This window comes from Salinibaculum sp. SYNS191, from assembly GCF_037338445.1.
GTDB classification, from domain to species: domain Archaea; phylum Halobacteriota; class Halobacteria; order Halobacteriales; family Haloarculaceae; genus Salinibaculum; species Salinibaculum marinum.
This window is the reverse complement of sequence record NZ_CP147838.1, coordinates 729780-747833: the sequence shown is the minus strand read 5'-3', so window position 1 is coordinate 747833 and position 18054 is coordinate 729780. Positions and strand designations below refer to the sequence as shown.

Genomic DNA, 18054 nt, shown 5'->3' with positions numbered 1-18054 from the left:
TACGCCTCGGCCCGGGAACTCCCGTACGTATGAGCGAGGACTTCCGCACCGAGCAAGACAGCCTCGGCGAGATGCAGGTACCTGCCGACGCCTACTGGGGGGCACAGACACAGCGCGCCATCGAGAACTTCCCGATAAGCGACGTCACGTTCGGCCGCCGCTTCGTGCGCGCGCTCGGCGTCGTCAAGAAGGGGGCCGCACAGGCCAACCGCGACCTCGGCCTGGTCGACGAGGACAAGGCCGAGGTTATCATCGAGGCCGCCGACGAGGTCATCGCCGGCGAGCACGACGACCAGTTCCCGGTCGACGTGTTCCAGACCGGGTCGGGCACGTCCTCTAACATGAACGCCAACGAGGTCATCTCGAACCGCGCGACCGAACTCTACGGCGGCGAGATCGGCACGCGCGAGATCCACCCGAACGACCACGTCAACTACGGCCAGTCCAGCAACGACGTCATCCCGACGGCGATGCACGTCGCCAGCGCCGAGGCCGCCGAGAAGGACCTCCGACCTGCACTGGAGACGCTCGCGGCGTCGCTCGAAGCCAAAGAGGAGGAGTTCGACGACGTCGTCAAGACCGGCCGCACCCACCTCCAGGACGCCACGCCCATCACGCTGGGCCAGGAGTTCTCCGGCTACCGGACGCAGGTCGAGAAGGGCATCGAGCGCCTCGACGCCGTCCGCGCGCACCTGCGAGAACTCGCCCTCGGCGGCACCGCCGTCGGGACCGGCCTCAACACCCATCCCGAGTTCCCCGCGAAGGCCGCGGAGTACATGAGCGAGGAGACGGGCATCGAGTTCCGCGAGGCCGACAACCACTTCGAGGCCCAGGCCGCCCACGACGCGATGAGCGAGGCCCACGGCGCGTTGCGGACGATTGCCGGCAGCCTCAACAAGATTGCCAACGACCTCCGCCTGCTCGCCTCCGGCCCGCGCAACGGCCTGGGCGAAATCGACCAGCCGGAGAACCAGCCCGGCAGTTCCATCATGCCCGGCAAGATCAACCCCGTCGTCGCCGAGGCCGTCAACCAGGTCCACAAGCAGGTCGTCGGCAACGACGCGGCCGTCTCCGCCGGCGCAGCGGAGGGCCAAATCGACCTGAACCTCTACAAGCCGGTGCTGGCGCACAACTTCCTGCAGTCGGCGAAACTGCTGAGCAACGCCAGCGAGGTGTTCGCCGAGAAGTTCGTCGACAAACTGGAGGCCGACCGCGACCACTGCGCCGACCGCGTCGAGCAGTCGATGGCCCTGGCGACGGCGCTGAACCCCGCCATCGGCTACGACAAGGCCAGCAAGGTCGCCAAGAAGGCGATGGCGGAGGGCAAGACCATCCGCGAGGTCGTCGTCGCGGAGGGCTACCTCAGCGAGGACGAGGCCGACGAGGTGCTTGACCCGGCGAAGATGACCGAGCGCGTCATCCTCGGCGACGACTGACGAAACACCTCTCAGCTCCCGTTCAGGTTTCTGACGCGCACGACCGGCGGTTACGTGCCGAATACTGCCGTTTCGCTTCGTCTGGCATCTGTTCCCGCGTTTTCTCGCTGTCGTAGCTCACTGCCGCCCTCGCCGCCTGAGCGACCTATATCCGCCACGAGGGCCTGGTACTGGCAATGGAAACGTCGACAGGGACCGAACAGCCTCGTCCGACCGCGCGGGAGGACGGACCGGCGCTGGTGGACCCGCGCGCCCCGCGGTTCGGCCAGTCGCTGACCGCGCTCGCACTCGTCGCTGCCATCGCATTTCAACTTCCGGTGTTCGTCTACGCCGTCGCCGTCGTCCTGACGGCAGCCGTCGTCTCCGGGTGGCGAATCGACCTCTACGCCACGCTCTGGCGACACGGTGCGATGCGCGTACTCGACCCGCCAGCGGAGCGCGAACCGGCCGCGCCGCATCGCTTCGCTCGCGTTCTGGGCGCGGCGTTCACCGCCGCGGCCACCGTCGCATTCGTCACCGGATTCCCGCTGGCGGGGTACGCGCTGGCCGCCACCGTCGCGGCGCTGGCTGGCCTCGCGGCCTCGACCGGCTTCTGTCTCGGCTGTCGGATGTACCGCCAGGTGCAGTTCGTCCAGCGCCTCGGCATCGTCTGAGCGTCGGCATCGGCGGCGAATCGGTCGAGCGTCAGAACCCGCGACGAATCGGCCGAGCGTCAGAACCCGCGACGAATCGGCCGGGGGACGTGCACGTCGTCCAGCCGGTCCAGCTTCTCGGCGGCGTGCAGCGTGAAGTAGGGGTCCCTGAGGTGCTCCCGACCGACGATTGCGAGGTCCGCGCGGCCGTTGCTGACCACCGCGTCGGCGTGTTCGGGTGTGGTGATGCCGCCGACAGCGCCCACGGCCACGTCCCCCTCCGTCTCCGCGCCGATTCGCTCCGCGTACGGCACCTGGTAGCCCGGTCCCGTCCGCGGGAGTCGCTGGTCGGGGTGGAGCCCGCCCCCGCTCACGTCCACGAGGTCGACGCCCCGCTCGGCCGCGCGGTCGGCGAAGCGGACGGACTGGGCGACGGTCCAGGACTCCCGGTCCGCGAGCCAGTCCGTCGCCGAGATGCGGACGAACAGCGGCTTTTCGGCGGGCCAGACCTCGTCCACCGCATCGATGACCTCCAGCGGGAACCGTGTCCGGTTCTCGAAGCTCCCGCCGTACTCGTCGTCGCGGTCGTTGGTCACCGGCGAGAGGAACTGGTGGAGCAGATAGCCGTGTGCGGCGTGGACCTCGACAATCTCGAAGCCGGCCGCGTCCGCCCGCCGGGCGGCGTCGACGAAGGCATCGACCACGCCCTCCATGTCCTCCTCGGTCATCGCGCGGGTCGCCGGCGGCTCCTCGTCGTAGGGGTAGGGCTCGGCCGACGGGGCGATGGTCTCCCAGCCGCCCGCGCCGGGCTGGAGCGGCTCGGAGCCGTCGGCGGGCCGGGTCTTCGAGGCCTTCCGGCCGGCGTGGGCCAGTTGAATGCCCGGGAGACTGCCCTGGTCGCGGACGAAGGCGGCGATGTCTGCCAGCGCGTCGGCGTGGTCGTCGCTCCAGAGGCCGAGGTCCTGCGGCGAGATGCGGCCGCGGGGCTCGACGGCGGTGGCCTCGGCCATCACGATGCCGGCACCGCCGACGGCGCGGCTGTTGAGATGCTGGACGTGCCAGTCCGTCGCGAGTCCGTCCTCGGCCTCGCAGGCGTACTGACACATTGGGGAAACCATCACGCGGTTCGGTACCGCCGCGTCGGCGAGCGATAGCGACGTGAACAGGTCGGCTGTCATCGGGGGCAGTTTGCCCTACAGCCTGAAGGCTCCGGTGTTCTCGGCGAACCGTCCGGTTGCCGCGCCGTCAGACGTGCTGGTCGAGGAAGTCGACGACCTGCGTGTAGGCCTCGATGCGGTTCTCCAGTTTCGAGAGGCCGTGGCCCTCGTCCTCGAAGATAATCTTCTCGACGGGGACGCCCTGCTCGCGGGCCTGTTCGACTATCTGCTCGGCCTCGCCGACCGGGACGCGCGGGTCGTTCTCGCCGTGAATGACAAAGAGCGGGGCCTGAATCTGCTCGATACTGTTGATTGGGCTGATGGATTCGAGGAACTCGCGGTCCTCTTCCAGGGACCCGTACTCCGCCTCCCGGAGCTTGCGGCGCCACTCGCCGGTGTTCTCCAGGAAGGTCACGAAGTTGGCGATGCCCACGCTGTCGACGCCAGCGGCCCAGCGGTCGGGGTACTCCGTCAGCGCGGCCAGGACCATGAACCCGCCGTAGGACCCGCCCTTGGCGACGATGCGGTCGGGGTCGACGGCGTCGTGGTTCGCCAGCCAGTCCAGCGCCGCCTCGATGTCCCTCACCGAGTCCATCCGGTTCTCCACGTCGTCGAGGTGGGTGTACTCCTTCCCGTAGCCCGTCGACCCGCGGACGTTCGGCTCGAAGACGGCGTAGCCCCGCGAGAGGAAGTACTGGACGAGGCCGCTGAAGGAGGGGCGGCGCTGGCTCTCCGGGCCGCCGTGGATGTCCACGATGACCGGGAGGTTCTCATCGCCGGCCTCCGGCACCGAGAAGAAGGCGGGAATCTCCCGCCCGTCGAAGGTCTCGTAGTGGACGAGGTCGGGTTCGACGAACGTCTCCGGCGGGATGCCGGCCGTCGAGGCGTAGGTCCACCGCTGGACGGCCTCGCCCGCGGCTGTCCCGTCTGCGGCCGCGCGCAAATCCGCCACGTCCGCGACGTAGACGTTCGTGTTGACGTCCCGGCCGGAGGTCGAGAAGGCGATGCGCTCGCCGTCGGGACCGAAACTGACGCCGCCCGCGACGTCGCCGGGCAGTTCGGGAACGGCGAACTCCTCGACGGTCCCGGGACCGGTCACCTCCCCGAGCGCGAGCTCCGTGTACCCCTCGACGTTGCGGGAGTACGCGAGCAGACCGTCCTCCTCGTCGACAGCCACGCCGTCGATGTTCCACCCGTCGCCGTCGCGGACGACCTCGATATCGCCCGCCTCGGCGTCCATGTGGACGAGTTCGAGCGTGTCCGAGCGCTCGTCGGTCACGAGATAGAGGTCGCCCGACGGGCCCCACTGGACGCTGGTGTAGCGGACGCTGCCCTCGTGGGGCGTGAGGTGGGTCAGGTCGCCGCTCTCGATGTCCAGCACGTACACGTCCTGGTCGAAACTGGAGTACGCCTCCGTGACGATGAGTCGGTCGTCGTCGGGGCTCCATCCGCCGACGGAGAGCCAGCCGTCCCCTTCGAGGATCAGTTCGGCGTCGTCGCCGGTGGCCGAGCGGTCCTGAACGTAGACGTCGAAGACGGCCTCGTCGCGGCGGTTGGAGGCGAAGGCGAACTGTTCGCCGTCGTGGCTCCACCCGCCCCAGCGGTGCTTGGCGTCGGGCATCGCCGTCAGGTCGGTCACCGTCCCGTCGGCGTCCAGGCGGTGGAGTTGCAGCCGCTCGTTGCCGCCGTCGTCCATGCCGAAGACGAGTTCGGGCCGCTCGGGCGAGTAGGCGGCGAACGAAACCGGTTCGTCGTAGAAGGTGCGCTGCCGGGGCCAGCCGCCCGGTTCGTCGACCGTCCAGAGCTGCGGGACGCCGGTGGTGTCCAGCAGGAAGGCGAACTCGCCGCCGGGACCCAGCGTCGCCCCGTAGGCGCTCCGGACCGTCAGATAGCGTTCGAGGTCGTACACGGACGCCCGGAGGCGGGCAGCGAACGTAAATCGTTGGGTGGGCGCGAGCACCGGGTGCGGGCCCCGGGGATTTTTGATACCTCCATCCGTCGCCCCGCGTATGCGCGTCGCCCTCGTCGCTATGGAGACGAGTCACCACCGCGACAGCGAGGGCAACGAGCGGTTCCAGCGTCTCGCGGACGGCCTGGCCGACGCCGGACACGAGGTCACCGTCTTCTGCTCGCAGTGGTGGGAGGGCGAAGGCGAGGTGTTCAAGCCCGAGGACATCCGGTACCACGCCGTCACGCTCTCGGACTCCGTCGGGTCGTTCTGCCTCCGTCTCCCCATCCTGCTCGCTCGCTACGGGCCGGACGTCATCCACGCGCGGCCGTCGCCGCCACAGCAGGTCATTGCCGCCTCCGTCGGCGGCACACTGGCACGCTCGCCGCTGGCCGTGGAGTGGTTCGGTGACGAGGGACTCGGCGACTCGCGGATGACCCGCGCCGTCGCGCGGGAGCCACAACTGGTCATCACCCCCTCGGAGATGGTCCGGACGACCGTTCGAGAGTACGGCGCGGACGACGAGAGCACCCGCATCATCCCCGAGAGCATCGACTTCTCGCTCGTGGAGTCCGTCGACCCCGCCGAGGAGGTGGACGTGGTGTACGCCCACCCGCTGGACGAGAGCGCGAACATCGAGAGCCTCTTTCTCGGCCTCGCGGAACTGCGCGACCGGGACTGGAGCGCGACTATCATCGGCGACGGCCCCCAGCGGGAGTCCTACGAGCGCCAGGCGTCGGACCTGCGCATCGACGACCGTGTGAGTTTCGTCGGGGCCTGCGACCGCGAGCGCCGCCTGGAACTGTATCGCGGGGCCCACGCCTTCGTCCAGACCGCCTACCGCGAGTACTTCCCCACCGAATTGCTGTGGGCGCTCGCCTCTGGCTGTGTCGGCCTCGTCGAGTACCAGGCCCAGTCCAGCGCCCACGAACTCATCGAGAACTATCCCCGGAGCTTCCGGGTCACGAACCCCCAGCAACTTGCCGACGCCATCGTCGACGCCGGCGACTACGAACACCTGACAGTCGACGACACCTGGCAGTCCTACGACCACGACGTGGTGCTCGGCCGGTATCTGGACACGTACGAGGAACTGGTGTCCGACTTCGGGTTCCTGTAGTCAGACGACCTGTGGCTGGAAGGTCACGGCGTTCTCGCGGATGGCCGCCAGGTACCGCTCAGTCCAGGTCAGGACGGCGTCGGCGTCGGTGACCGCCAGCGCGTGGAGGTTCCCCTCCCGGTAGCCCGCCAGCGCGACGCTGTCCCCGACGTAGCCGACACCGACCGGCAGGCTGCTCTCCGAGAGCCGGACTGTCAGGCCCGGTTCGTCGAGGAGGTCGGTCAGCGTCCCCACGCTCCCGTTGGTCAGCAGCGTCTTCTGGCTCGTCTCCGTGATGACCTCCGCCTCGGCCGGGCCGTCCCTCCCGGAGTCCGGGAGCTGTCGCTCGACTATCTCGCGGTAGGCCGGGTTCCAGTGCGGTGCCAGCAGCGTGAACCCGCTGGCCCCGTCGAGGTGTCCGACGAACGCGTTGAGCGGGGCGGAGGGGGTCTGCTCGTCGGCGACGACGACGTCGGCGTCCGACAGGTCCTCGATATCGAACCCGAACAGGTCGAAGGGGACGCAGTCGACGAAGTCGGCCAGCCCGTCCAGCGACTGCACGGTCCCGAGCAACCCGTCGAGGGCATCGAGTACCATCTCGCCGACCGGGGTGGCGTAGTACGACCGGTCGAGGGTCACGCCGACCCAGCCCCTGTCTTCGAGTTTGTTGAGGTTCCGCTGGACCGTCGAGTGGGGCACGTCGAGCCGCTCGACGAGCGTCCGCGCGTCGGCCTGCCTGTCCTGCAGTTCCGAGAGGAGTTGCACGCGCACCTGGGACCCTGCCAGAAACTGCAGCGTCTCCATCGCGTCACTGTGCTGCTTTGCTTGCTCTCCCATGTTGTTACCCTCCCGTTCCCCGAGTAGCTCCCTAAAGTACACCACTAATTATGCCAATTGCTGGTTTCTTCCACGTTCTCGGCGGAAAACTAGAGTCTTAGAACGCTGGAAGATATCCCTACGAATGCCGATATTACTTAAAGGGGCCGGGTGGCGACCGGTGGAACGGTGTTTCTGCGGCCCCATCGGCCAGACAGCGAACTGACACTAGACAGTTAGCCTCGATTCGCGGTTCGTTTCGGAAGTGACGGCAGGGTGGTGCCGTCGGGCGGACCGGGTTGAAGCGCTGGTCCCCGGCTACTGGTCCCGGCCGGGGACGACCGCAAGGGTAGACGGAGCCACTCCAGCGGACCGGAACATGGCATACTGTGAATCTGCCGGGTTGCCCAGTCGGGTGGTGGGTACCGAACTCCGCAGGTCTGCGTAGTGACTGTTCTGTGGGTGAGCCGTTCATCGCCCGTCCGACTGCGAGCCGTCGGAAAGCGGGCAGGAACGGCTACTCCGGGGTCGATATTGAGCGTAACGGGTAGCAATCTCTCGCTCGCTGGGACCGTTTCACCCCCTGGAACCGTCTCGCTCACTCCGCGTCGAATTTCGCGGGGTTGTCCGCAGCGCGAACCACGTCGACGGCTGCGGCGTTCGCCGCCACGTCGTGGACGCGGACGATGTCGGCCCCGTGTTCGGCCGCTACGGCCGTCGCGGCGACGGTCGGCTCCAGTCGCTCCCCCGCGTCGCGGTCGACCAGGCCGAACATCGACTTGTGGGAGTGACCGACCAGGACCGGACAGCCCAGGCCCTGGAACTCCTCCAGCCGACCCAGCAGTTCGAAGCTCTCCGCCGCCGACTTGCCGAACCCGAGCCCTGGGTCGACGATTATCTGCGAGCGGTCGAGGCCGGCCTTCTCCGCGAGCAGGACACGCTCGGTGAGTGCCTCGACCACGTCCTCGACGACGTCGTCGTAGTGGACCTCCCGCTCGGGGTCGACCGGCGTGTCGATAGAGTGCATCACGACGACCGGGACGCCGTACTCGGCGGCGACGAGGCGCATCTCGGGGTCGGCCAGTCCCGACACGTCGTTGAGGATGTCCGCGCCGGCGTCCAGCGCCGCCCGCGCCACCTCGGCCTTGCGGGTGTCGATGGAGATCGCAACGTCGAGGTCCGCAAGTCGCTCGACGACCGGGACGACGCGCGCTTTCTCCTCCTCGACTGGCACTGGCTCCGCCCCCGGCCGCGTGGACTCGCCGCCGACGTCGACGATGTCCGCGCCCGCCGCGACCATCTCCTCCGCGCGCTCGACGGCGTCCGCCTCGGCCTCGTACTCGCCGCCGTCGTGGAAGCTGTCGGGCGTGACGTTCAGGATGCCCATGATTGCGGTACCGTCCTCCCAGGGGTAGCCGTGGGTCTCCGGCCGGACGCCGATGCCGAGAGTCTCCTGCAGTTCGCGGCCGAAGGACGCGAGGCCGTAGGGTTGCCCCGAGAGTTTGTCTACGAGTCGCTTGAACTGCGCCAGCGTCGCCATCATCACGACGTCGAGGTTCTCCAGGTCCTGGTCGTTCAGCCCGGAGATGGCACACTCCCCGCCCAGCGACAGCAGTTCTTCCTTGAGGTACTGGGCCTGTCGTGGCTGGACGCGGGTCTTCACGACGCGGTGGACGCCCTTGCCGCGCATCCGCCAGGCACCCGCCTCCGTGACGTGTGCGCCCTCGATGACGGCGCGGGATTCGGGGATGGAGTCGACGCGTTTCGGGACGGCGGTGCGCGCCCACCGTGTGCGGGCCTCGCCGACGGTGTACAGCGACCCGGTGACGAGCACGAAGTCGTCCTCGCCGGCGGCGTCGAGCGCGATGTCGAGCGCCCCGGCCACGTCCGAGCGCGTCTCGACGTCCGCGTCGGTCTCGGTCTCGAACGCGCGCGCGACGACCGTCTCGTCCTCGGCCCTGTCGTTGTCAGGTTCGCAGGCGACGACGTGGGCGGCCTCGGACAGGGCTGCCGCGATGCCGCGGTGGTCCTTGTCCGCCATCGACCCCACGACGACGTGCAGGTCGTCGTAGTCGAACTCGCCGAGCGTCTCCGCGAGGCGTTCACAGCCCCGCGGGTTGTGCGCGCCGTCGAGAACGACCCGCGGATTCTCGGCCATGCACTCGAACCGGCCCGGCCAGTGGGCGTTGCGCAGGCCCCGCGCCAGCGTCTCCGCGTCCACGTCCGCGACCTGCCGGGCGAGAACCGCCGCGATGCCGGCGTTGGTCGCCTGGTGCGCGCCGAGCAGGGGCAGTCGCGTCGCGAGGTCCACACCGTCGCCGGTGATGGTGACCGCGCCCTCCAGCCCCTCGCGGCCGTCGTAGGAGACGGTCACGTCGCCGCCGTCGCCGACGGTCACCGTCTCGCCCACCTCGTCGGCGATGACAGACCGGGCTTCGCCCGTCGCGCCGACGACCAGCGGGTGGTCGGCCGGGCCGATGCCGGCCTTGTCGCGGGCAATCTCCTCGACGGTGTCGCCGAGGACGTCGGTGTGTTCCAGGGCGACGCTGGTGATAGCGCCGGCCACCGGGTCCACGACGCTGGTGGCGTCGTAGCGGCCGCCGATGCCGACTTCGAGGACGGCCACGTCGACGTCCTGTCTGCCGAACTCCCAGAGCGCGAGCACGGTCAGTGTCTCGAAGAAGGTGGGAGCCTCGCCGTCGGCGGCGCGGTCGGTGACGTAGCCGCGGATGTCCGAGACGAACTCGCAGAGGCCGTCCTCGGAGAGTTTGCGGCCGTCGACTGTGACGCGCTCACGGACGTCGTCAAGATGCGGGGAGGTGTAGAGGCCGACCGACAGTCCCGCCTCGCGGAGCGTCGACTCGACCATCCGGGCGGTCGACCCCTTGCCGTTGGTGCCGGCGACCTGGATGCAGTCCAGGTCCTCGTGGGGGTTCCCGAGATGCTCCAGGAGGGCCGCCGTCGCGTCGGTCCCCGGGCGGGGCGCGAACCGGCGCAGGTCGAAGAGGAAGTTTGCCGCCTCGTGGAACTTCATGCCTGTTGGAATCGGGTCGCCGTGCTTTATACCATCGGTTGGTGGTGACCGCCCGTGTCGCCGTCACAGCGTCCGCTGCTCGACCTCGGGGTCGATGCCCGCCGCCGCGAGGTCCTCGCGGATGCGCTCGCGCAGCGGGGTCGGCACTGTCGCCCGCCCCACGGGGACCGCCGTCTCGCTGTGGTCCTCCGGCGGGACTTTCCAGTAGACGACGCAGTCGCTGGGCAGGTAGTACTCGATGCTGTAGCGGTCGGACGCCCCGCTGTAGTGGACGCGGGCGGCCGACCCCTCTGTCCCCCAGCCCTCCTGCTCGCCGAGGGCCGACAGTTCGGTTTCGGTGTGGTCGCCCATGGTCGCACCCTGTCGCTGCGCGTTCCTACCGGTTTCGGTCCAGCGCGGGACGCTACCGGACGCGGACGCTCCCGACCATTCCGCTTCCCTCGTGGGGGATGCAGTAGTACTCGTAGGTCCCCGACCGCTCGAAGGTGTGACTGTACCGTTCGCCGGCCGCGACCAGCCCGCCCTGCATATCGTTTCGCGCCGCCCGCTCGGTGTCGAAGCCGCCGCTGGCGAAGAAGTCGGCACTCGCCGGAATCGCGTCGGCGGACGCCGTCACGGTGTGGCCCACGTCGCTCTCGTTGACCCACTCGACGGTGGCCCCGGCGTCGACCGTGACCCGCTCGGGGTCGAACGAGAGGTCGTCCGTCATCCGGACCGTCGTCGGTCCACTGTCGCCCTGACAACCGGCGACTGCGCCCGCGAGTGCGACACCGGCCACGCGCAGGAACGCCCGGCGTGTCCCTCCCGTCATCGTCACAGCGCCACGAACAGGTCGGTCACGTACATGACGGCGAGACCGGCGAGGAAGGCGAGCATGTTCGTCGCGCTCGCCAGCCTGCCGTTGCCCTCGCGGACCAGCCCCGCGATTTCCCAGGAGACCTGGAGAATCGCGCCGACGCCGATTGCCAGGAACACGGCCCCGAGCGTCGGCGAGTACGCCAGGCTGCCGATCCACCCGCCGAGGATGACAGGGGCACCGGCGAGGACGCCGAGTGCCGCGAAGTGCCCGAGTGCGGGCCGCTCACCGCGTGCGACCGGCGCGACGACGGCGGGGCCCTCGGTCACGTTGTGCAGCATGAATCCGACGACGAGGAACGCGCCCAGCGAGACGCGCCCGAGGGCGAATGAACTCCCGATCGCCAGCCCCTCTGCGAGGTTGTGCAGGCCGATGCCGAGCGCGACGAGGTAGGCTATCCAGAGCCCGCTGCTTGCACGACTGTCCCCGCTCGCTGCTCGTCCCTGCCGCCACGCGCTCACCGACTGGACGAGCAGCAGCGACCCCAGCACGCCGAGGACGACGAGCGCAGTGCCCTCGAAGGCACTCGGGACCTGCTCGGCGAGTTCCAGCGCCTCGAACCCGGCGTCGACGGCGAGGAAGCCCAGCACCCCCACGGCGAACAGGAGGATGGCGTGCAGCCAGCGGTCGCTCATCGACCTGATGGCGGGGAACCACAGCATCCCGAGCGCGACGGGGATGACGCCCACGAACAGGCCGACCAGCGCGAGCGTCCAGAGCAGGTCGAGCGTCAGCCCGGGCGTCTCGCTCGGCGCGACGATGGCGTGGTGGAAGGTTGCCCCGTCGGAGAGGACGAGCACGGCTTCCAGGTCCCAGCCGGGGTTCCAGTGGTAGGGCAGGACGACGCGGGCGCTCTCCATCGGGGCGAGCGTCCGGTCACCGCCGGCTCCCCGCACCTCGAAGTTCCAGTACGCCTCGTCGACGAGCACCTGCGAAATCGTAACCGAGTCCGGCCCGTTGTTCGTGGCGTGTAACACCACTGTCTCGTCGTCCGGTATCGTCGTGTGAGTAATCGACACGTCCGGGAGCGGCTGGCCGCCGGTCTCCGGCAGCGGCGAGCCGACGACGAAGACGCCGAGGACGACCGCGAGCAGGACCAGCGGGAGCAGGAGACTCACCCACCGGGGGAGTCCGAACGGACGCGCGTCCGTCTCCCGGACGACGCCGCCGTCGGTCTCCGATTCGTCGCTCACTCAGACCACCTCGAAGAAGCTCATCCAGCCGAGTTCGGCGAACTCGGACTGGTGGGCGTGGAACATGTACAGCCCAGGCTGGTGGTCCGAGTAGTCCAGTTCGACGATGCCGCGCTGTGCCTGGCACTGCATCACCGTGTCGATGGTCTGATGGGTCGGCGTCAGCGTCGTGCCGTGGTCGTAGTAGTCGAAGAACTGCGAGTGGGTGTGGAAGGAGTTGACGAGGTCGAACTCCGTCGCGTTGACGAGGTACACGCGCTGTCGGCGGGTCTTGTCGATCTGGATTGGCCGCTTCGTCTCGCCTGGCTTCCAGTTGCCCTTCCCGTCCGTCTCCCCGACACCGTAGGCGAACGCGCGCGTGTTCGCGGCGTACACCTCGTTGCCGCCGTCGAAGTTGGTGTCGAAGGAGTTCATCACCATCACCATCTCGTCGACGGCGTCGTTCTCGTCGTACTCGTGGTTGCGCGTCTTCGCCTCGGCGACCATGTCCTCGACCAGCGCGTCGGTAATCTGGCTCGGGTGGTCGTTCGTGTAGTCCGCGGGATTCTCCCGGACGCGTTCGGGGTCCGGGTCGACGATTATCGCGCCGTACAGGCCCCGGTGGAGGTGTTCCTTCAGCGGCAGCGAGTGACAGTGATAGAAGTGAACGCCCGCAGGCTGTGCTATCCACTCGTAGGTGAAGGGGTCCTCCCCCGCGTCGATGACGCCCGGCCCGTTCTGTGGAATCCCGTCCATCGCGGGGTTGACGTTCTTGACGTGGGGGTGAATCGTGTGCCCGTGCCGGCCGAAGTTCTCGAATCTCACCCGGATGAGGTCGCCCTCGACGGCGCGGATGGTCGGGCCCGGAACCTGCCCGTTGTAGGCCCACGCCGAGAACTCCACGCCCGGCGCGATGGTGATTGGGACGTCGACCGCGGTGAACTCGAACTCGCGGACAGTGCGGCCGTCCTCCTCGTAGACGTCCTGCGGGACGGCGTCCTGTCCGTTTCTGCCGGTGTTGAACGCCCGCAGGAACTCGTGTGGGTCGAAGTCCCGGTCGCGATACTCGTCGACGGCCCCGAAGTTCCCGTGGTGGTCCTCGTCGTCCTCGTGTCCCGCGGAGGCGCTGCCCCGCGTACTGCCCAGGCCGAGCGCCGCGCTCCCGGCCACGCCCAGACTGCCCAGCACCGTCCGGCGGCTGACGCTCTGTTCGCCCACCAGCCTGTCGGTGAGCCGTTCTTCCAGCCGAGCCGTGACCGCGCCGGCCCGCTCGTAGCCTAGCGACGGCATCGTCGCTCGCTCCCGTTCGTATGGTGTGTCATGGGCTGGCAAATGTTGGGCTCACGTAAAAGTTTGACGAGTCTAAAAATCAGATGTGGGTATTGAAATACAGTGGTGTCCGACACGCCGCTCTGATGGCGTCGTGCTATCTCGGTCCCCCGTTCCCGCCCGGGAATGTCTCGAAAAGAGTCCGCTCAGGGCGTCGATACGGTGATGTCGCCGTTCCGTCCCGTCGCGGAGACGTTTCGCACCAGCGAGTCGGGACCGAAGACGACCACGGAGGTCCGGTCGGTCGGCGCAGCGAGCGTCGCCGAGCGGTCGCTGTCGTTCAGCGCCCAGACGCCGCCCGTCTCGGTGCCACGCTGGGCCAGCGACTCGCGGTAGGCTGTCTGGAACTCCGTCTGGTTGGCGGCGTCGTCCCAGCGGAGCACCCAGGCGTAGGCCGTCTCGCCTTCACCGTCGGCCGGCCGGAGGAAGTGGAGGCTGTCGTTGCCCCACCCGGCCGCCGCCGTCGCCGCTCGCTGTTCACCGACGGCGCTCTCCAGGGCCGTGCGGACGAACGCCTCGCCCATCCGGTCCCGTCCCGCGGCGACCCGCGCCTCGCCAGTCTCGACGGTCACCGCCAGCGGTGCCGGGGGTTCCACGTCGGGCGCGAGTTGGTGGAGGACCTGCTCGCTCGTCTGGGGCGGGTCCGCGTAGACCGCATCCAGGTCGGCCGGCGACTCCGCCCGCCAGTCCATGTACGCGTCGCCGTTGACGTACTTGCCGTTCTCGTACTTCGCGATGTGGCCGTCCGGGAGCGCGGCCTGGACGCCCGTGTACATCTCGGAGTTGGTCGCGCTCGTGTTGGCGTACGCGGCGAGGTAGGCGTTCGTCGTGACGACGGCACCGCCCTCGACGACCGACCGGAGGACGTAGCGTTTGTCGGTCAGCGAGATGCCGCCGATGTTCTTCGAGAGCCGTTCCTGGCGCCCGGTCCGGAGTTGCAGGTAGTGGGTGAACTCGTGGGCGACCAGCAGGAGTTCGTCCACCGTCGAGGCGTTCGCGCCGACGTACAGCACGATGGAACCGAAGCCGGTGACGTAGCCGTTCTTCTGGCGCGTGACGGACTCGGTGACGTTGACCGACCCCGAGGTCATCCCCGCCAGCCGGTAGAAGTCCCGATTCCGCTCGACGGCGACGCCACTGGACTGGTTCTCGAAGCCAGCGATGCTGTTGAACACCTGGACGACGCGCGGGCGCTCGACGTCCGTCCCCTGGAGGGACTGCACGCGGTCGAACACCCGGTTCGGGTCGACCGACAGCGAGCCGTTGGTGACGTTGATGGCCCGTCTCTGCGACTCGGCCGAGCCGTTCGTTCCCGTCTCGCCGGGGTCGTCCGTGGGCGTCGACTGCTCCGGCGTCGGTGGTGACTCGCCCGGTGTCGCCGTCGCCTGGGGCGACTGCGCTATCGGCGCGCCACAGCCCGCCAGGACGACGGCGAGTGCGAGCAGTCCCGCGACGGCGGCCGAGCGCTCGCCGTGCATCGTCAGGCAGCCAGACCGGTCGTCTGGTTCACTTCGACGGCGCCGCTGGCGGCGTCGGGGAGCGTGATGTCGACGTCAGTGTAGTGGAACCGCTCGTCGTAGGTGCTGACCGTCGTGAGTTGCTGTCCCTGCGCCGTTATCTGCTGTCGGATGTCGCCCGCGGCGCGCAGCACCTGGTTCGACTCGGTGCCGACCCAGATGGTGGTGTTCACGCTCTGGAGCGTCACCGAGGTACCGTTGAAGCCGTAGAAGTCCGACAGCGCCTCCTCGTCGACGTCGAGTTCGAGGCGGTAGGCCCGCTCGCCGTCGACGGTCTGTGCGCCGACCAGGTCGACGGAGGAGTTCTCCAGCATCACGCGGTGCGCGCCGAGTTCGTCGTTCCGGTTGAACTGCTCCTCGATGCCACTGGAGACGTCGACCTGTATCCACTCGGAGTTGTACTGCTGGACGAACTGCTGCCCGCGCTGGTAGAGGGTCCCGTCCACGATGTACGTGTTCGTCGTCAGCGTCTGGACACCGGCGTCGATAGTCTGCTCCGACATGAGGCGCTGGTTCGCCCGGTCGACGCTGGTGTTCAGTTCCAGGGAGACGTTCTGCTGGCTGTTCGGCGCCTGCACAGTCTGGGTGAGCGACCCCGTGAACCGGTAGCTCTCGACGCTGTTCATCGCGTCGACGGCCGGTCCGACAACCTCCGCGGCGCTCACGTCGACCGACTCCGCGGTCGCCGTCCCGGTCCCGCCGTCGCCGCCGTCAGCGCCGTCGGCCGGCGTCTCCGTCGCTGTCGCCGTCGGCGTGGCCGTCGCGTCGTCCCCACCGCCGAGGCCGGCACACCCGGACAGCGCGACGAGTGCGACGAGGAATACTGTCAGCACGTGTCGGCGCTCGATTCGACTTCCGAGTCGTCGGAGGCCCTTCATACACTCCACCCTGTGGACTGCCGATACATATACTACCCAGACTCGTCACCGGGTCTGCAACCGAGACAAAGATTGAAGTAGACGGTGTTGGGGTGGCCCCTCGTCACTCGGGTAGCCCGACGTTGCCGACACTAATCGTGCCGGAACCACCGAACCGCTCGCTACACTCCCGCTTCGAGCTTCCGCCACTAATCGTGGCGGAAACACCGGCTCCCGGTGAACACCATCGCCATGTCGTGCTCGTCGGCGGCCTCGACGACCATGTCGTCGTTCTTCGACCCGCCGGGCTGGATGACCGCCTCGATGCCGGCCTCAGCGGCCTTCTCGATGCCGTCCGGGAACGGGAAGAAGGCGTCCGAGGCCATGACCGCGCCCTCGGCGTCCTTGCCCTCGGCGTGTTCCTCGGCCTTCATCCCGGCGAGGTGGACGGCGTCGACGCGGGAGACCTGCCCCATGCCGATGCCGACCGTCTCCGTGCCCTTCGCGAACAGGATAGCGTTGGACTTGACGTGTTTGATGGTCTGCCAGGCAAAGAGCATCGACTCGATTTGCTCGTCGGTGGGTTCGCGCTCCGTGACGACTTCGAGGTCCTCAGCGGTGACGGTCTGGAGGTCCCGCTCCTGGACGAGGCGGCCGCCGACCAGCGGCTTCTCGGTGAGCGGGTCCGTCCTGTCTCCCAGTTCTCCAACATTGAGTACGCGCAGGTTCTCCTTCTCGAAGAGGACGTCCAGCGCCTCGTCGGTGTAGCCCGGCGCGACGACGACTTCCTTGAACGAGTCGATAATCTGCTCTGCGGTCTCGGCGTCGCACTCGCGGTTGAGCGCGACGATGCCGCCGAAGGCACTCATCGGGTCGGTCGACAGCGCGCGGTCGTAGGCCTCCGCGATGGAGTCGGCCGTCGCACAGCCCGCGGGGTTGGTGTGCTTGATGACCGCCGCGGCCGGTTCGTCGAACTCCTTGATGAGGTTCAAGGCGCCGTCGGCGTCGTTGTAGTTGTTGTAGGACAGCCCCTTCGCGCCCTCGTTGAGCTGTGGCGCGTGGACGACGCTGGCCTCGTCGACGGTGTAGTCGGCGTAGAGCGCGGCGTCCTGGTGGGGGTTCTCGCCGTAGCGCAGGTCGGCGGTCCGGTCGTGGCTGGCGACCCGGCGTGCCGGGAAGTCGCCGCCCGTATCGCCCTCGACGTGGACGACGTTCGCGCCCTCGTCGACGGTCACCCGGTCCTCGGCGAACCACTGGATTGCGCGCGGGTAGGCCTTGAACTCGCCCTGATAGAGCACGCGGTCCTGGAGGTCTTCCTCGGTGTCGCCCTCGTAGACCGGAATCGGCTCCTGCGTGACGATGGGGCCGCCGTCGACCTGCGCCTCGACGACGTTGCCATCCTCGTCGGTCGCGTCGGTGACGACGTGGACCGTACACCCCGTGACCGAGACGCCGGCGTCGAGCGCGTCGTTCCAGGCGTCCATGCCGGGGAACGCGGGCAGGATCGCGGGGTGGACGTTCAGCGTCGTCGGCATCTCGTCGAGGAAGGTGTCGGAGAGGATGCGCATGTAGCCGTCGAGCGCGACGAGGTCGAAGTCGTAGTCGGCGAGCGCGTCGACCACGCGGCGCTCGTGTTCCCTCCGGGACTCGTCGTCGCCCTGGACGACGGTCTCCGTCGGGATACCGCGCTTCTGTGCCTTCTCGACGACCGGTGCGTCCTCGGAGTTCGTGAGGATGACGGCGAACTCGGCACCGCCCGGTGCCCGGTCGGCGACGTTCAGCAGGTTGCGGCCCCGGTTCGAGGCCATGCCGGCGACGTTCATGTGCGAGTACCGGCCCGGCGGGCGCAAAGGCGTTGCGAATCGCCGGTCCTATCCGCCACCGACCGGCATCCGCAGCGCGTAGAGAATCGCCGCGAGACCGACCAGCGTGGCGATGTCCCGGACGAAGATGAGTCCCACGAGCAGCGGCTCGACGTCGGCGAGCAGCAGCGTCGGGACGAGCAGGACGAAGGGCAGTCCGACCGTCAGGATGAACCCGACCGCGATGTAGAACATCGGGCGGCTCTGGTTCCTGCGGTACCCCCGGTAGGCCTGGTAGGCGATGAGCAGGCCGACCAGCGCCGTGACCAGGTTGATGCTCTGGGAGACCAGGCGTGCCCACGACGGGACGTCCGGCGGGGAGAGTTGGAGCGGTAGCAT

The 18054-nt window shown here is 68.5% G+C and carries 15 protein-coding genes; 3 read left to right on the top strand and 12 right to left on the bottom strand.

Going from position 1 to position 18054, the window contains the following annotated elements:
- Window positions 1–29: 29 nt before the first annotated feature.
- Both WDJ57_RS03995 and WDJ57_RS03990 read left to right on the top strand, forming a co-directional pair.
- The gene (locus tag WDJ57_RS03995; protein ID WP_338904133.1) at window positions 30–1436 is read left to right on the top strand and encodes a class II fumarate hydratase; all 1407 of its coding nucleotides are present in this window, start codon (window positions 30–32) and stop codon (window positions 1434–1436) included.
- A gap of 176 nt (window positions 1437–1612) precedes the next feature.
- Window positions 1613–2089 carry a DUF4395 domain-containing protein gene (locus WDJ57_RS03990; RefSeq protein WP_338904131.1) on the top strand — a complete coding sequence of 159 codons (477 nt, stop codon included), beginning with the start codon at window positions 1613–1615 and terminating at the stop codon, window positions 2087–2089.
- 59 nt (window positions 2090–2148) lie between these two features.
- On the opposite strand, the gene WDJ57_RS03985 is transcribed toward WDJ57_RS03990, so the two are convergent.
- On the bottom strand, window positions 2149–3246 hold the full coding sequence (locus WDJ57_RS03985) for an NADH:flavin oxidoreductase/NADH oxidase (protein WP_338904129.1): 1098 nt from the start codon (window positions 3244–3246) through the stop codon (window positions 2149–2151).
- Between the two features lie 67 nt (window positions 3247–3313).
- The gene (locus WDJ57_RS03980; RefSeq protein ID WP_338904127.1) at window positions 3314–5134 is read right to left on the bottom strand and encodes a S9 family peptidase; all 1821 of its coding nucleotides are present in this window, start codon (window positions 5132–5134) and stop codon (window positions 3314–3316) included.
- A 100-nt stretch (window positions 5135–5234) separates the two neighbouring features.
- Between WDJ57_RS03980 and WDJ57_RS03975 the strand changes: the two genes are divergently transcribed.
- Window positions 5235–6293 (top strand): glycosyltransferase, encoded by a 1059-nt coding sequence (locus WDJ57_RS03975; protein ID WP_338904125.1) that lies wholly within the window; start codon window positions 5235–5237, stop codon window positions 6291–6293.
- Here the strand turns inward: WDJ57_RS03975 and WDJ57_RS03970 are convergent, their stop codons facing one another.
- The 10 genes from WDJ57_RS03970 to WDJ57_RS03925 form a co-directional block, all read right to left on the bottom strand.
- On the bottom strand, window positions 6294–7109 hold the full coding sequence (locus WDJ57_RS03970; protein ID WP_338904123.1) for a helix-turn-helix transcriptional regulator: 816 nt from the start codon (window positions 7107–7109) through the stop codon (window positions 6294–6296).
- A 577-nt stretch (window positions 7110–7686) separates the two neighbouring features.
- Entirely contained in the window at window positions 7687–10122 is a 2436-nt protein-coding gene (folP, locus tag WDJ57_RS03965) for a dihydropteroate synthase (protein ID WP_338904122.1), read from the bottom strand.
- A gap of 63 nt (window positions 10123–10185) precedes the next feature.
- Window positions 10186–10473, bottom strand: a complete 288-nt coding sequence (locus WDJ57_RS03960; protein WP_338904120.1) for a DUF7538 family protein — start codon at window positions 10471–10473, stop codon at window positions 10186–10188.
- Between the two features lie 52 nt (window positions 10474–10525).
- Window positions 10526–10831, bottom strand: coding sequence for a cupredoxin domain-containing protein (locus WDJ57_RS03955; RefSeq protein WP_417750484.1), 306 nt, complete (start codon window positions 10829–10831; stop codon window positions 10526–10528).
- Window positions 10832–10935: 104 nt separating this feature from the next.
- Complete coding sequence (locus WDJ57_RS03950; RefSeq protein ID WP_338904117.1) at window positions 10936–12171, bottom strand: ZIP family metal transporter; 1236 nt, start codon at window positions 12169–12171, stop codon at window positions 10936–10938.
- Window positions 12172–13440, bottom strand: coding sequence for a multicopper oxidase domain-containing protein (locus WDJ57_RS03945; RefSeq protein ID WP_338904115.1), 1269 nt, complete (start codon window positions 13438–13440; stop codon window positions 12172–12174).
- A gap of 185 nt (window positions 13441–13625) precedes the next feature.
- Window positions 13626–14957: a hypothetical protein gene (locus WDJ57_RS03940; protein ID WP_338904113.1), complete on the bottom strand. Its 1332-nt coding sequence runs from the start codon at window positions 14955–14957 to the stop codon at window positions 13626–13628.
- A gap of 2 nt (window positions 14958–14959) precedes the next feature.
- Window positions 14960–15874 carry a DUF7537 family lipoprotein gene (locus tag WDJ57_RS03935; RefSeq protein WP_338904111.1) on the bottom strand — a complete coding sequence of 305 codons (915 nt, stop codon included), beginning with the start codon at window positions 15872–15874 and terminating at the stop codon, window positions 14960–14962.
- 188 nt (window positions 15875–16062) lie between these two features.
- On the bottom strand, window positions 16063–17676 hold the full coding sequence (purH, locus tag WDJ57_RS03930) for a bifunctional phosphoribosylaminoimidazolecarboxamide formyltransferase/IMP cyclohydrolase (RefSeq protein ID WP_338904110.1): 1614 nt from the start codon (window positions 17674–17676) through the stop codon (window positions 16063–16065).
- A 48-nt stretch (window positions 17677–17724) separates the two neighbouring features.
- Window positions 17725–18054 (bottom strand): DUF7521 family protein, encoded by a 330-nt coding sequence (locus tag WDJ57_RS03925; protein ID WP_338904109.1) that lies wholly within the window; start codon window positions 18052–18054, stop codon window positions 17725–17727.